This window comes from Streptomyces sp. NPDC048337 (genome assembly GCF_043201175.1).
In the GTDB taxonomy this organism is placed as follows: Bacteria; Actinomycetota; Actinomycetes; order Streptomycetales; family Streptomycetaceae; genus Streptomyces.
Genome location: NZ_JBICYR010000003.1, coordinates 433499 through 447411 on the forward strand (window position 1 = coordinate 433499; position 13913 = coordinate 447411).

Annotated in this window: 12 protein-coding genes; 5 read left to right on the forward strand and 7 right to left on the reverse strand. The window is 73.0% G+C overall.

Annotated elements, in window-relative coordinates; all coding sequences use genetic code 11:
- Positions 1-178: 178 nt before the first annotated feature.
- The 3 genes from ACGFYU_RS07635 (at position 179) to ACGFYU_RS07645 (ending at position 4087) form a co-directional block, all read left to right on the forward strand.
- Positions 179-1672: an MFS transporter gene (locus ACGFYU_RS07635; RefSeq protein ID WP_393826342.1), complete on the forward strand. Its 1494-nt coding sequence runs from the start codon at positions 179-181 to the stop codon at positions 1670-1672.
- Between the two features lie 38 nt (positions 1673-1710).
- Entirely contained in the window at positions 1711-2346 is a 636-nt protein-coding gene (locus ACGFYU_RS07640) for a DUF6629 family protein (RefSeq protein WP_393826343.1), read from the forward strand.
- 91 nt (positions 2347-2437) lie between these two features.
- Positions 2438-4087 carry a GMC oxidoreductase gene (locus tag ACGFYU_RS07645; protein ID WP_393826344.1) on the forward strand — a complete coding sequence of 550 codons (1650 nt, stop codon included), beginning with the start codon at positions 2438-2440 and terminating at the stop codon, positions 4085-4087.
- 76 nt (positions 4088-4163) lie between these two features.
- Here the strand turns inward: ACGFYU_RS07645 and ACGFYU_RS07650 are convergent, their stop codons facing one another.
- The 5 genes from ACGFYU_RS07650 to ACGFYU_RS07670 form a co-directional block, all read right to left on the reverse strand.
- Positions 4164-4643, reverse strand: a complete 480-nt coding sequence (locus ACGFYU_RS07650) for a carboxymuconolactone decarboxylase family protein (protein WP_382634481.1) — start codon at positions 4641-4643, stop codon at positions 4164-4166.
- Positions 4640-5722 (reverse strand): dihydrodipicolinate reductase, encoded by a 1083-nt coding sequence (locus ACGFYU_RS07655; RefSeq protein WP_393826345.1) that lies wholly within the window; start codon positions 5720-5722, stop codon positions 4640-4642. The genes ACGFYU_RS07650 and ACGFYU_RS07655 overlap by 4 nt, the downstream gene beginning before the upstream one ends.
- Positions 5723-5790: 68 nt before the next feature.
- The gene (locus tag ACGFYU_RS07660; RefSeq protein WP_393826346.1) at positions 5791-5934 is read right to left on the reverse strand and encodes a DUF6126 family protein; all 144 of its coding nucleotides are present in this window, start codon (positions 5932-5934) and stop codon (positions 5791-5793) included.
- A 16-nt stretch (positions 5935-5950) separates the two neighbouring features.
- Positions 5951-6583 carry a helix-turn-helix domain-containing protein gene (locus tag ACGFYU_RS07665; protein ID WP_393826347.1) on the reverse strand — a complete coding sequence of 211 codons (633 nt, stop codon included), beginning with the start codon at positions 6581-6583 and terminating at the stop codon, positions 5951-5953.
- A 58-nt stretch (positions 6584-6641) separates the two neighbouring features.
- Positions 6642-8198, reverse strand: a complete 1557-nt coding sequence (locus tag ACGFYU_RS07670) for an ATP-dependent DNA ligase (protein ID WP_393826348.1) — start codon at positions 8196-8198, stop codon at positions 6642-6644.
- A 153-nt stretch (positions 8199-8351) separates the two neighbouring features.
- Between ACGFYU_RS07670 and ACGFYU_RS07675 the strand changes: the two genes are divergently transcribed.
- Together ACGFYU_RS07675 and ACGFYU_RS07680 are read left to right on the forward strand one after the other, a co-directional pair.
- The gene (locus ACGFYU_RS07675; RefSeq protein ID WP_393826349.1) at positions 8352-11069 is read left to right on the forward strand and encodes an alpha/beta fold hydrolase; all 2718 of its coding nucleotides are present in this window, start codon (positions 8352-8354) and stop codon (positions 11067-11069) included.
- Positions 11066-11938: an ABC transporter permease gene (locus ACGFYU_RS07680; RefSeq protein WP_393826350.1), complete on the forward strand. Its 873-nt coding sequence runs from the start codon at positions 11066-11068 to the stop codon at positions 11936-11938. Before ACGFYU_RS07675 ends, ACGFYU_RS07680 begins: the two co-directional genes overlap by 4 nt.
- Positions 11939-11972: 34 nt before the next feature.
- On the opposite strand, the gene ACGFYU_RS07685 is transcribed toward ACGFYU_RS07680, so the two are convergent.
- Both ACGFYU_RS07685 and ACGFYU_RS07690 read right to left on the reverse strand, forming a co-directional pair.
- Positions 11973-12938 carry a D-2-hydroxyacid dehydrogenase family protein gene (locus tag ACGFYU_RS07685; RefSeq protein ID WP_393826351.1) on the reverse strand — a complete coding sequence of 322 codons (966 nt, stop codon included), beginning with the start codon at positions 12936-12938 and terminating at the stop codon, positions 11973-11975.
- The gene (locus ACGFYU_RS07690) at positions 12935-13885 is read right to left on the reverse strand and encodes an aldo/keto reductase (RefSeq protein WP_393826352.1); all 951 of its coding nucleotides are present in this window, start codon (positions 13883-13885) and stop codon (positions 12935-12937) included. The genes ACGFYU_RS07685 and ACGFYU_RS07690 overlap by 4 nt, the downstream gene beginning before the upstream one ends.
- Positions 13886-13913: the final 28 nt, after the last annotated feature.

The window sequence follows — 13913 nt, forward strand, 5'->3', positions numbered from 1 at the left end:
GTGTGCGGGTTGTGCGGGAAGGGTGTGTACGTGACGTGCGCGGGCCATGGTGAGCGAGAGGTCATGTCCATTACAAGGGTGCCTATTGAGCCGTACGGGCCGCCCCGACCGGCCCCGTCCCGGGGCCCCCGGCGGCCGCCCGGTGGCCCTTCCCGGCCGCGCGCGCCAGCCTGAAGGCATGACCGCGCCCGCCGCACCCCCCGCCGGCCCCGAGGTCCCGCTCGCCTCCGCGAAGGGCCGGTGGATCCTGCTCACCACCGTGCTCGGGTCGAGCATGGCCCTGCTGGACTCGACGGTGGTCAATGTCGCCCTCCCCCGCATCGGGCGGGATCTCGGCGCCGATCTGGCCGTGCTCCAGTGGACGGTCAACGCCTATCTGCTGACGCTGGCCGGGCTGATCCTGGTCGGCGGGGCGCTCGGCGACCGCTTCGGGCGGCGCCGGATCTTCGTGCTGGGCGTGGTCTGGTTCGCGGTGGGCTCGCTGCTGTGCGGAATCGCGCCGAACGCCGGGATCCTGGTGGCCGCCCGCGCCCTCCAGGGCATCGGCGGCGCCCTGCTGACGCCCGGCTCCCTCGCGCTGATCCAGGGCTCGATCCGCGCCGAGGACCGGGGCCGGGCGGTGGGCCTGTGGTCGGGGCTGGGCGGGGTGGGCGCGGCCGTGGGGCCGTTCCTCGGCGGCTGGCTGGTGGACGGGCCCGGCTGGCGCTGGGTGTTCCTGCTGAACGTGCCGCTGGCCGCGCTGTGCGTCCCGGTGGCCCTGCGGCACGTACCGGAATCGCGGGACCCGCAGGCGCACGGGCGGTTCGACATCGCCGGGTCCGTGCTGGGCGCGGCGGCCCTGGCGCTGCTCACGTACGCGCTGATCGAGGCGCGGTCCGCCACCGTGCCGGTGGTCGTCGCGGCGGTGGGCGGCCTGCTGCTCGCCGGGGCGTTCGTCCGGTTGGAACGGCGGCGGGCGGATCCGATGATGCCGCCGGGCATCTTCTCGTCCCGGCTGTTCACCGCGGTCAATGTGGTCACTCTGTTCGTGTACGCGGCCCTCGGCGGCTTCTTCTTCCTCGTCGTGCTCCAGCTCCAGGTGGTGTCCGGTTACTCGGCGCTGGCTGCCGGGGCGGCCATGCTGCCGACCACCGTGCTGATGCTGCTGCTGTCGGCCCGGTCGGGTGAGCTCGGGGAGCGGATCGGGCCGCGGATCCCGCTCACGGTGGGGCCGCTGGTGTGCGCGGCCGGGGTGCTGCTGATGCTGCGGGTGGGGCCGGGTGCCTCGTACGCGGAGGACGTGCTGCCCGCGATGGCCGTGATGGGCCTGGGTCTGGTGGCCCTGGTGGCCCCGCTGACGGCGACCGTGCTGGCCTCGGTGAACCCCGGCCGGGCCGGGCTGGCCAGCGGCATCAACAACGCGGCCGCCCGGGTGGCCGGGCTCCTCGCGGTGGCGGCGCTGCCCCTGTTGGCCGGAATGGGACCGGAGGCGTACCGCTCGGCGGCCGAGTTCGACGCCGCCTTCGGGCGGGCCATGCCCTGGTGCGCGGGTGCGTTCGTGGTGGGCGCCGCCGTGGCCTGGGCGACCGTACGCTCCCCCGCGCCCGGGGCCTGCCACCCTCAGTGCCACACGCACTGCGCGATGGCCGCTCCGCCGCTCGAACCTCCGCGGGAGGAAGGGCGGCGACCGTGACTGGGACGCGACGGCCCGACGCGGTGTAGCGGGGCGGCATGTGCTGGAGCGCGACGGCCGATCTGACGGCGGGCACGGTCATCACCGCCGTCGGACTCGTCTGCCTGGCGGGGGCGGTGCGCGCGCGGCGGCCCCGTGATCTGCCCGTCGCCGCGCTGCCGGTGCTGCTGGGCGCGCACCAGCTGGTGGAGGCCGCCGTCTGGGGTTCGGGCGGCGGCTGCTCCCCCGCCGCGACGGCCTGGGCCGTGATCGCGCTGCCGGTCCTGCCCGTCTGGGTGCCCTTCGGGGTGCTGCTCGCCGCCGGGCCGGGGGTCCGGCGGCGCCTGTGGGGGCCGGCGGCCGTCGGTCTCGCCACCGCCGCCGTGCTCGCGTACTGCCTCGCGACGCGGCCGGTGACCGCCGAGATCCGGGGCCACACCGTGGGCTACGGCGTGAATGTTCCGTGGATGCCGCTGGTCCTGACGGGCTATCTGTTCGCCACGCTCGGCGCCCTGCTGCTCGCCGGAGACCGGTGGCTGCGGCTGCTCGGCGCGGTGCTGGCCGCCGGGGCATTGGCCTGCTCAGCGCTGTGGCGGCTGGAATTCGCCTCCACCTGGTGCGCGTTCGCGGCGGTCTCCTCCGTGCTCGTGCTGGGCTGGGTCCGACACCGGCGACCCGCTTCCTCTGTTACATGACCGACCGAAAGTTACCTAGACGTATGTAGTGACTTCGCACGAGAGCGGCAGTAGAACTCGTTCCCATTCGACCGAGAGTGAGGAACGTCACATGAGTGACAACCCCCTGCCCGGAAACGGCACGCGTGGATTTTCACGTCGCGGATTCATGGCTAGAACAGGTTCTATTCTTGGAGCAGTGACCCTGGCGGGCCACATCGCCCCGGCCGCCCGTGCGCAGACCGCCGCCGCCCCCGCGCCCATCGACAACGGCGCCCACGTACCGGCCCTGGTCATCGGAACCGGCTACGGCGGCTCCGTCGCGGCCCTACGCCTCGCCCAGGCGGGCGTCGACGTACAGATGATCGAGATGGGCTTGAACTGGGACACCCCGGGCTCGGACGGCAAGATCTTCCCCAAGGTGACCAGCCCGGACTACCGGTCCTTCTGGCTGCGCACCCGCACCAAGGCACCGCTGAGCAATTTCCTCGGTTTCCCCATCGACAAGGACGTCCCCAAGTACACGGGGATCCTGGACGCCGAGGACTTCGCCGGCATCACGGTCTACCAGGGCCGCGGCGTCGGCGGCGGATCGCTGGTCAACGGAGGCATGGCGGTCACGCCCAAGCGCGCCAACTTCAGCGCCGTCCTCCCGTCGGTGGACGCCGAGGAGATGTACTCAACCTACTACCCCCGGGCCAACGCCGGGCTCGGGGTCGGCATGGTCGACCCGGCGTGGTTCGAGACCGCCGACTGCTACCAGTTCTCCCGGGTCGGCCGCAAGCACGCCCAGCGTTCCGGCTTCGCGTGGACCTTCGTGCCCGACGTGTACGACTGGGACTACATGAAGCAGGAGGCCGCCGGCACCGCCACCAAGTCGGCCCTGGACGGCGAGATCCTCTACGGCAACAACCACGGCAAGAAGTCGCTGGTCAAGACCTACCTCGCCCAGGCCAAGGCCACGGGAAGGGTCGCCATCTCGCCCCTGCACAAGGTCACTTCGGTCACCCCCGCGGCGAGCGGCGGCTACACGGTCACCATCGACCAGATCAACACCACCGGCGACACCGTGGCCACCAAGACCGTGACGGCGGACCGGGTGTTCTTCGCCGCCGGCAGCGTGGGCACCAGCAAGCTCCTGGTCAAGCTCAAGGCCACCGGCGCGCTGGCGAACCTCAACGGCGAGGTCGGCAAGGGCTGGGGCGAGAACGGCAACGTCATGTGCGGGCGCGCCAACCACATGTGGGACCCGACCGGCAAGCTCCAGTCGACCATCCCGTGCTCCGGCATCGACAACTGGGACGCGGGCGGCGCGTTCGCCGAGGTCGCACCGCTGCCCACGGGCATCGAGACGTACGCCTCCTTCTACCTGTCGATCACCAAGAACCCGAACCGCGGTGAGTTCACCTGGAACGCCGCGACGGGCGCCGCCGAGCTGAGTTGGCAGACGTCCTGGAAGCAGTCCTCGATCGACATGGCCAAGACCATCTTCGACAAGATCAACTCGAAGGAGGGCACGATCTACCGGACCGACCTGTTCGGTGGGAACAAGATCTGGAACGACACCCTCACCTACCACCCGCTCGGCGGTGCGGTCCTGAACAAGGCGACCGACAACTACGGGCGCCTCCACGGCTACACCGGCCTGTACGTGATCGACGGCGCGCTGATCCCCGGCAACACCAGCGTCAACCCGTTCGTCACCATCACGGCCCTCGCCGAGCGCAACATCGAGAAGATCATCGCCACCGACCTCCGGTAGGGCCGCGTCCTCCCCCCAGCGGCCGGGGCCGTTCGGACTCACCGAACGGCCCCTCGTCCATGCCGCGCCCCGCCGCTCAGTGCCCCGGCAGCACGCAGACGCTGTCCAGGCCGAGCACGTGGTTGAGCCGGCCGAAGGCCAGCCAGGACCCGATGCTCATCGTCAGCTCCACGATCTCCAACTGGCTGTAGTGCGCGGTCATCCGCTCCCAGAACTCGTCGTCCAGGCCGTGGTGGTCGAGGGTGTACCGCTCGGCGTACTCCGCCGCCAGCCGGGTGCGCTCGTCGAAGCGGTCCGTGGTGCGCCACTCCGTGACCGCGTCGGAGAACTCCTCCTCGACCTTCTCCCCGTCCCGGTCCGTGCGCCAGTCCAGGCAGAAGACGCACCCGTTGATCTGCGCGACGCGCAGCCTGGCCGCCTCGAACTCCCGCAGGCCCAGGGTGGTGTGGGCGTACACCGAGAGGGAGAAGTTCGCGGCGGCCATCCCGATGCCGGGGACCATGTCGCCCCACACGTACTCGATCGGGTGCTGCCCTTCGGGGACGTCGATCCTCATGACTGTTTCCTTCCGAGTCTGCCGATGGCGGGGCGGAGCGGGATGTCGAGGGCGTCGTACAGTCCTGGCTTCGCCTCGGCGAGCCAGTCGATGGCGCTCACCAGGCGGCCGACGGCGGTGGCGTTGCCGCCCGCCGAGCGGTTCTCGCCCTCGTCGGTGGCCTCGATGGTGACCTCGATGCGCGGCCGGCCCTCGATGACGACCCGGTGGGCGCCGTCACCGCCGTCTGGCGGCGTGGGCCAGTCCGGCGCGCAGGAGGCGTGGATACGGGTGACGTGCTCGATGACGATGCGGGGCTCGCCCTCGACGATGCCCTGCACCTCGAAGCGGATCGCCCCCTGGGTGCCGGCCTCGAACGCGCCCATCGTGCGGGTGGTCACCGTGGTGTCGAGCGCGCGCCGGTCCACCGTCTCGCGGATCTCGTCGAGTTCGACCCCGAGGGCGCGGGCCATCATGCGTATCTGGCCGCCCCACACCATGGTCGGGATCGAGGGCATGAGCATCATCGGCTCGTACTCCATGGGCTGGCCCATGCCGACGAGGTAGCGGACGGAGTCCGGCTGGTCGTAGGTGGAGTAGTCGAAGATCTCCTGGCAGCGGATGGCGTCGATGGTGGTGCCGAGTCCGCTGAGCAGGAGCGGGAGGACGTCGTTGCCCCAGCCGGGGTCGACGCCGGAGGCGAAGAGCGAACCGCCGCCCTCCGCGATGGCGGCCAGCACCGGATCGCGGAACTCCGGTGGTGCGCCGCGGTGGTCGTAGAGCGGGTAGAGCGCGGGACTGACGACCACCGCGCCGGCCCGGATGGCCCGGGTGATGTCGGCGAGCGCGTCGTCGGGCCGGACGTCCGCGGAGGCGGCGTAGACCACGGCCCGGGGACGGGCGGCCAGCACGGCCTCGATGTCGTCGGTGGCCTCGACCCCCAACGGGCGGTCGAGCTCGCCGAGTTCGCCCGCGTCGCGGCCGACCTTGGCTGGATTGTGGACGATGACTGCGGAGAGTTTCAGCGCTGGATGGGCCTCGACCGCGCGGATGGCCAAACGGCCGACGTTGCCGGTACCCCAGACAACCGTGGAAATCATGCGCGGAGGGTAGCGACAGGACCTGCATGTTTCCAGAGTCTGCCGGGCCTCCTCCGTTACAGGTTCCCTTACTGGTTCCGGGCGCCCAGGACGAAGAGGAGGTAGACGAAGAAGGCGAAGAGGTGACCGACGAACAAGTAGGCGATGAGCCGGATCACCAGGCCGCGCGGGAACTTGGACTCGATCTTGGACTCGGTCTCGGTCTCCGGCATGCGTACGACTCCTCGGCTATCGGTGGTGCGTGGTTGCGGCCCCGCCGCCCAGGCACAGCCCGGCGAGGCTGCTCTGGAGCAGGGTGTGGACGAACAACAGGTCGGCTCCGCCCGAGGCGGCCGCCGTGATGCGGTGCGGGGTGAGCGAGTCGAAGTGCGCGCTGTCCCCCGGCTCCAGCAGGTGCTCGGTCTCCCCCAGGTGCAGCCGCAGCCGCCCGCCCAGGACGTACAGCCATTCCTCGCCCGGGTGTACGCGGACCAGCTCGCCCTGGCTGCGACCCGGAGGAACGTGCACGCGCAGCGCCTGCATCCCGCGACCGGAGCCGCCCGCCTGCCAGTACGTCCACCCGTCGGCCTCGCGGGCACCCGGTCCGCCGGCCCGTACGATGGGATCGGCGACGGCCGGGGTCTCGCCGAGCAGCTCGGAGACGGTCGTTCCGTAGGTGCGGGCGAGCGCGAGCAGCAGCGGCAGCGAGGGCTGGCGCCGGCCGGTCTCCAGGCGCGACAGGTGGGCGGGCGAGAGCCGGGCCCGTGCGGCGGCGGCCTCGAGGGTGAGTCCGGCACGGCGGCGCAGGTCGCGCAGTTGCGGGGCCACGGCGTGCAGGTCGTCGGCCGCGTCTTCGGGGCCGGGGGCAGGACCGGGTGTCATGCCCCGATTGAGCCAGAGTCTTGCCTGACTGGCAAACCGTCTTGCCTCTGAGGCAAATTCACCCGCTGTCCCCGCCTTCCGCGTCGCCGCCGCCGTCCCCGAGCACCGTCTCCACCGTGTCCGCCTGCTCGGCGCTCTTGTCCGGGCGGTGCCTGAGCACCCGCGCGAAGCGCAGGGCGACCCCGGCCGGGTAGCGCGGGGAGCGCTGCAGCCCGTCGTAGGCGATCTCCACCACCAGCTCGGGCCGCACCCGGACGGTGAACCCGTCGTCGGAGACCGCCAGCGCGCGCAGCGCCCCGGTCTGCCAGCGCAGCATCTCGTCCGTGAGCCCCTTGAAGGTCTTGCCGAGCATGGCGTACGTGCCGTCGGCGGCCCGCGCCCCCAGGTGCAGGTTGGACAGCAGTCCGGTGCGCCGCCCGTGGCCCCATTCGGCGGCGAGGACCACCAGGTCCAGGGTGCGCACCGGCTTCACCTTGAGCCAGTGCCGTCCGCGCCGCCCGGCCGCGTAGGCCGAGTCCAGCCCCTTGACCATGACGCCCTCGTGCCCGCGGCGCAGGGTCTCGGCCCAGAACTCCTCGGCGTCGGCGACCTGCGCCCCCGGGTCCTCGACCACGAGCCGCCGGACCCGGGCGTGCTCGGGGACGAGGGCGGCGAGGGCCGCGTACCGCTCGCGGACCGGGAGGTCGAGCAGCACCTCGTCGGCGGTGGCGAGGACGTCGAAGAAGAAGGGGACGACCGGCAGGGTCCGCCGGGCGGCTTCGACGTCGACCCGGGAACCGACCCGGCTCGCGATCTCCTGGAAGGGGACGGGGCGGCCGTCCGCCGAACGGCCGATCACCTCCCCGTCGAGGATGAACCGCTCCCCCGGCAGGGACCGGGCCAGCTCGGCCACCTCCGGCAGCCGCGCCGTGATCTCGTCCAGGGAGCGCGTGTACACCCGTACGTCGTCCCCCTCCCGGTGGACCTGGACCCGGATCCCGTCGAGCTTCTCCTCCACCGCGCAGGGCCCGAGCGCGGCCAGGGCCTCGGCGACCGATGCGGCGGTGCCGGCCAGCATGGGCTGTACGGGCTGCCCCACGCGGAGGGTGAATCCGCCCAGCGCCCGCGCTCCGCGGGCCAGCACGGCCGCCGCGACCCGGGGCAGCGAGCCGTCCAGCATCACGGCGCGGCGCAGGTCGGGGGCCGGTACCCCGGCGGCCGCGGCCACCCCCTCCAGGGCCACCGCGTCCAGCGCGCCCTGGCGCACCTCTCCGGACAGCAGGCTGCGCAGGAAGGCCTGTTCGTCGGCCGTGGCCGCGCCGAGCAGGCCGTCGAGGATGCGGCGCCGGCGGGCTTGGGACCCCGTACCGGCCACGGCGGCCAGTTCGGTCACCGCCTCGTCCACGGCGCGCACGGTCAGGCCGGGCCCGGCCGCCGGTTCGACCTCGTGGGCGAGCAGCCGCCAACCGATGCCGGGGCGGCCCTGGGGCAGGCGCCCGGCGAGGTAGGAGATCACCAGGGCGGCCTCCTCCGGGGACGCGGCGGCGAAGACCTCCGCGAGCAGGGCGGTCTTCCGGGACCGGGCGGAGGTGTCGGCGACCTCCCGGGACACGCGCGCGAGTTCGGCCAGCAGCATGCGGCCATCCTCCCGCCGGGCGGGGCGCGCCGCACCACGGCCCGCATACCGCGGGCGCGGTACTCGACAGCGGACGGAGTACTCCTCGGGAAGTGCGGGACATCCCCCTGTGGGCGCTCGGGCACCGGGGCACCTGGCGTTTAGGGTTCCCGTATGAAGCTCCGACTGCCCAGGCGACGGCGCAGCCGCCTGCTCGCCGGCGCCGCCGCGCTCGCCGTCGTCGCGGGAGCCGGCACGTGGACGGTTTCGGCCGCCGCCGACGACGCGCCGGCCGTGCACCGCCAGGACGCCGTACTGGACATGCCCGATGCCGCCATCGACACCTCGTACTTCACGGCCAGCGGTGGGGACGGCGGCGGGAAGAAACGTCCCGCTGTGCTCCTCGGGCACGGTTTCGGCGGCAGCAAGGACGACGTGCGCGAGCAGGCCGAACAGCTGGCCCGCGACGGGTACGCCGTCCTGACCTGGTCGGCGCGCGGGTTCGGCCGCTCCGGCGGCCGGATCGGGCTGAACGATCCCGAGCACGAGGTCAAGGACGTGTCCCGGCTCATCGACTGGCTCGCGACGCGGCCCGAGGTCCGGCTCGACGGGGACGGCGATCCGCGCGTCGGCGTGTCCGGCGCCTCCTACGGCGGGGCGGTCTCGCTGCTCGCCGCCGGGTACGACCGCCGCGTGGACGCGATCGCTCCGCAGATCGCCTACTGGAACCTCGCGGACTCCCTCTTCCCGAACGGCGTCTTCAAGAAGCTGTGGTCCGGCGTCTTCTTCACCACCGGCTCCTCCGGCGGGATGCAGCCGTCGCAGCAGGGCCCGCAGGCCCCCGATCCGCTCGCCGCGCCCGGGTGCGGGCGGTTCCAGCCGGAGCTCTGCGCCATGTACGAGCGGGTCGCGGTGGCCGGGAAGCCCGACCCCGAGGCCCGGGCGCTGCTGGAGCAGCGCAGCCCCTCCGCCGTCGGCGCCAAGATCAAGGTGCCCGCGCTCATCGTGCAGGGCCAGGACGACTCCCTCTTTCCGCTGGACCAGGCCGATGCCATGGCCAAGGCCATCGCGGCGAACGGCGCGCCCGTCTCCGTGGACTGGGCGGCCGGCGGGCACGACGGCGGCATGCGCGAGGCCGACCGGGTCGAGGCCCGGGTGACGGCCTGGTTCGACCGTTATCTCAAGGGGGACGAGGGCGCCGCCACCGGCCCGGCGTTCCGCGTCTCGCGCTCCGGCGGGATCGACTCCACCGACGGTGAGGTCCAGCTGCGCGGTGCGAGCGGCGAGCGGTACCCCGGACTCACCTCCGGCCCGCAGGAGTTCGAGCTGACCGGGCGCGAGCAGAGCTTCGCCAATCCGGCGGGCGGCGCCCCGCCCGCGCTGTCCTCGCTGCCCGGCATCGGCGGACAGCTCGCCTCGCTCGGAGCCGGGCTCTCGCTGGACTTCCCCGGGCAGAACGCCCGGTTCGAGTCGGAGCCGCTGGCCAAGGAGGTGCGGATCACCGGCACCCCGACCGTAACCCTGAACGTGAGGTCGACTGCCGCGGACGGTTCGGCCGTACTGTTCGGCAAGGTGTACGACGTCGGGCCGGACGGCCGCCAGCAGGTGCTGCCCAGTCAGCTGGTCGCCCCGGTGCGCGTGGAGAACGCGCAGCAGGGCGCGCCCGTCGAGCTGCGGCTGCCCGCGATCGACCACGCCGTCGAGGCCGGGCACCGGCTGCGGCTGGTGGTCGCCGCGACCGACCTCGGCTACGCCACGCCCGCCGCGCCCGCCACCTACACCGTGTCGGCGCGGGGCCCCCTCTCCGTGCCCGTCGTCCCGGAGGTGCGGACCGCGGCGGCCGGGCTGCCCGCCTGGACGTGGGGGCTGCCGCTGGGCGCTGCGGCGCTGGCCGCGGCGCTGCTCGGGATCCGCAGGACCGGCCGGGGGGCCGAGGGGGCGCGGACCGGCGTACCGAAGCCGGAGGCCGCGCCGGCCGACGTACCGCTGGAAATCACCGGTTTGACGAAGAAGTACGCCAAGGCAGAGGACCGGTACGCCGTACGGGACCTGTCGTTCCGGGTGGAGAAGGGGCAGGTGCTGGGCCTCCTCGGGCCGAACGGCGCCGGGAAGACCACCACCCTGCGGATGCTGATGGGGCTGATCTCGCCGGACGCCGGGGAGATCCGGGTGTTCGGGCACGCGGTGCGGGCCGGGGCTCCGGTGCTGTCGCGGGTCGGGGCCTTCGTGGAGGGCGCGGGCTTCCTGCCGCACCTGACGGGCCGGGCCAATCTGGAGCTGTACTGGCAGGCCACCGGCCGCCCGGCCGAGGACTCGCACATGGCGGAGGCACTGGAGATCGCCGGGCTGGGCGACGCGCTGGAGCGGGCGGTGCGCACGTACTCGCAGGGCATGCGGCAGCGGCTCGCGATCGCGCAGGCCATGCTCGGTATGCCGGACCTGCTGATCCTCGACGAGCCGACGAACGGTCTGGACCCGCCGCAGATCCGGGAGATGAGGGACGTGATGATCCGCTACGCCGCCGGCGGGCGGACGGTCATCGTCTCCAGCCACCTGCTGTCGGAGGTGGAGCAGTCCTGTACTCACCTGGTGGTCATGGACCGCGGGCGGCTGGTGCAGGCGGGCGAGGTCGCCGAGATCACGGGCGGCGGGGACACCCTGCTGGTGACGCTGGCGGGACCGGTGGACGAGGTGGTCGTCGAGAAGGTGGCGGCGCTGGAGGGAGTGGGTGCGGTGACGGCCGCCGACGACGGACTGCTCGTACGGCTCGAAGGCGCGACGGCCGCCGGGCTGATCGCCGAGCTCGTACGGCTGGAGGTGCCGGTGAGCGGAGTGGGTCCGCACCGCCGGCTGGAGGACGCGTTCCTCACCCTGATCGGAGGTCCGGCATGAGCACGGCGGAGGTCCCGCGGGAGGTGGCCCCCGGCTATCGGGCGAGCCGCACGCTGCCGCTGCGCGTGGAGGCGCTGCGGCAGTGGCGCCGGCGGCGGACGCTGGTGATGGGCGGGGTGCTGGCCGCGCTGCCGTTCATCCTGATCGTCGCGTTCGCGGTGGGCGGCGGGCCCGGCAGCCGGGGCGGCGGCGACGGCCGGATCACGCTGATCGACACGGCCACCGCCTCGGGGGCGAACTTCGCGGCGACGTGTCTGTTCGTCTCGGCGGGCTTCCTGCTGGTGGTGCCGGTGGCGCTGTTCTGCGGGGACACGGTGGCCTCGGAGGCGAGCTGGTCCTCGCTGCGCTATCTGCTGGCCTCGCCGGTGCCGCGGGCCCGGCTGCTGTGGAGCAAGCTGGTCGTGGCGCTCGGCTTCAGCCTGGCGGCGATGGTGCTGCTGCCGGTGGTGGCGCTGGCGGCGGGCACGGCGGCGTACGGGTGGGGGCCGTTGAAGCTCCCTACCGGGGGCTCGCTGGCGGCCGGGGACACGGTGCCGCGGCTGGCGCTGGTGGTCGCCTTCATCTTCGTGTCGCAGCTGGTGACGGCGGGGCTGGCGTTCTGGCTGTCGACGCGGACGGACGCGCCGCTGGGCGCGGTGGGCGGTGCGGTCGGGCTGACGATCGTCGGCAACGTGCTGGACGCGGTGACGGCGCTCGGGTCGTGGCGCGAGTTCCTGCCGGCGCACTGGCAGTTCGCGTGGGCGGACGCGCTCCAGCCTCAGCTGGAGTGGGGCGGGATGGTGAAGGGGGTCGCGGTGTCGGTGTCGTACGCGCTGGTGCTGTTCGCCCTCGCCTTCCGGGGGTTCTCCCGCAAGGACATCACGTCCTGAGCGGGAGGCCCCCGGAAAGGTGTTCGGGAAGGTGTCAGCCCAGTACGCGCACGGGTGAGCCGTCGAGGAACGCTCGGATGTCCTCGACGGCTTCGCCGTAGTAGGTGGCGTAGTTGGACCGTGTCACGTAGCCGAGGTGCGGGGTGGCGAGCAGTCGGGGAGCGGTGCGCATCGGGTGCTCGGCGGGCAGCGGCTCGACGTCGAACACGTCGATGCCCGCGCCCGCGATCCGGCCCGAGTGGAGGGCTTCGAGCAGCGCCTCCTGGTCGACGATGGCCGCCCGGGAGGTGTTGACCAGGTAGGCGGTCGGGCGCATCAGGCCCAGTTCGGCGGCGCCGATCAGGCCGCGGGTGCGCTCGCCGAGGGCGAGGTGGACGGAGACGAAGTCGCTGCCGGCCAGCAGTTCCTCCTTGGACCCGGCGAGGCCCACGCCCACCTCCGCGGCCCGCTCCTTGGTCAGGTTCCGGCTCCAGGCGACCACGTCCATGCCGAAGGCGAGCCCGACCCGGGCGACGCGGCTGCCGATCTTGCCGAGGCCGAGCAGGCCCAGCCGACGGCCGTGCAGGTCGGCGCCGATGGTGCTCTGCCAGGGGCCGTACGCGCGCAGGGCGTTGTTCTCGGGGACGATGCCGCGGGCCAGGCCCAGCAGCAGGGCCCAGGTCAGCTCGACGGGTGGGGTGGAGGAGCTGGCGGTGCCGCAGACGGTGACCCCGTTGCGCGCGGCGGCGGCGTAGTCGATCACCGAATTCCGCATGCCGCTGGCGATGAGCAGCTTGAGGCGCGGCAACCGGTCGAGCAGGGAAGCGGGGAACGCCAGCCGCTCGCGCAGGGTGACGACGATGTCGAAGTCGGCCAGGCGCGCGGCGAGCCGGTCCTCGTGGGAGAGGTGGTCGGAGTAGGTGACCACCTCCACCCGGTCCGCGACCGGGGACCAGTCGGCGAGCGTGGTCGCGGCCTCCTGGTAGTCGTCGAGGACCGCGCAGCGCAGCGGGCCCGTCACGCCGGGACGCCCGGGGCGACGGCGTCGATCTCGGCGAGCAGCTCGGCCTCCAGCGGGCGGTCGGCGACGGCCGCGTTGGCGCGTACCTGCTCGGCGGAGGTGGCCCCGGCGATGACGGAGGCGCAGCCTGGCTGGGCGGAGAGCCAGCCGATGGCGAGTTCGAGGACGCTGCGGCCGTGCTTCTCGGCGAGGGCGGCGAGCGCTTCGACTACGTCGAGGCGCTGCTCGGTGAGGTAGGCGTCGCGGCCTTCGAGGCGGGAGCCGGCCGGGACGGGTGCGCCCCGGCGGATCTTGCCGGTGAGCAGGCCGTTGGCGAGCGGGAAGTACGGGAGCACGCCGACTCCGTAGTGCAGGGCCGCGGGGACGAGCTCGCGTTCGGCCGACCGCTCCAGCAGCGACCACTGGTTCTGCGCGGATACGAAGGGTGCCGCGCCGGTCTCGCGGGCGGTGTGGGCGGCTTCGGCGAGCTGCCAGCCCGTGAGGTTGGAGTGCCCGATGTAGCGGACCTTGCCCTCGGCGACGAGTTCGGTGAGCGCGGCCAGGGTCTCGGCGATCGGGGTGGCCGGGTCGGGGCTGTGCAGCTGGTAGAGGTCGATGTGGTCGGTGCGCAGGCGGCGCAGGGACTCCTCGACGGCGCGCCGGATGTAGGCGCGGCCGCCGCGGGCTCCGGCGGCGGGCCCGTACTTCATGTCCATGCCGTCGTAGCCGAACTTGGTGGCGAGGACGACCTGGTCGCGGCGGCCCTTGAGGGCCTGGCCGAGGTGGGTTTCGGAGCCGCCGAGGCCGCCGTAGATGTCGGCGGTGTCGAGGAGGGTGATGCCCGCGTCGAGGGCGGCGTCGACGACGGCGCGGGTGGCCTGGGCGTCCAGGCGGCCGCCGAAGTTGTTGCAGCCGAGTCCGACGGCGGAGACCTGCAGACCTGAACTGCCCAGGGGGAGATGGCGCATGCGTTTCGTTCCTCCGCGTCCGTCCGGC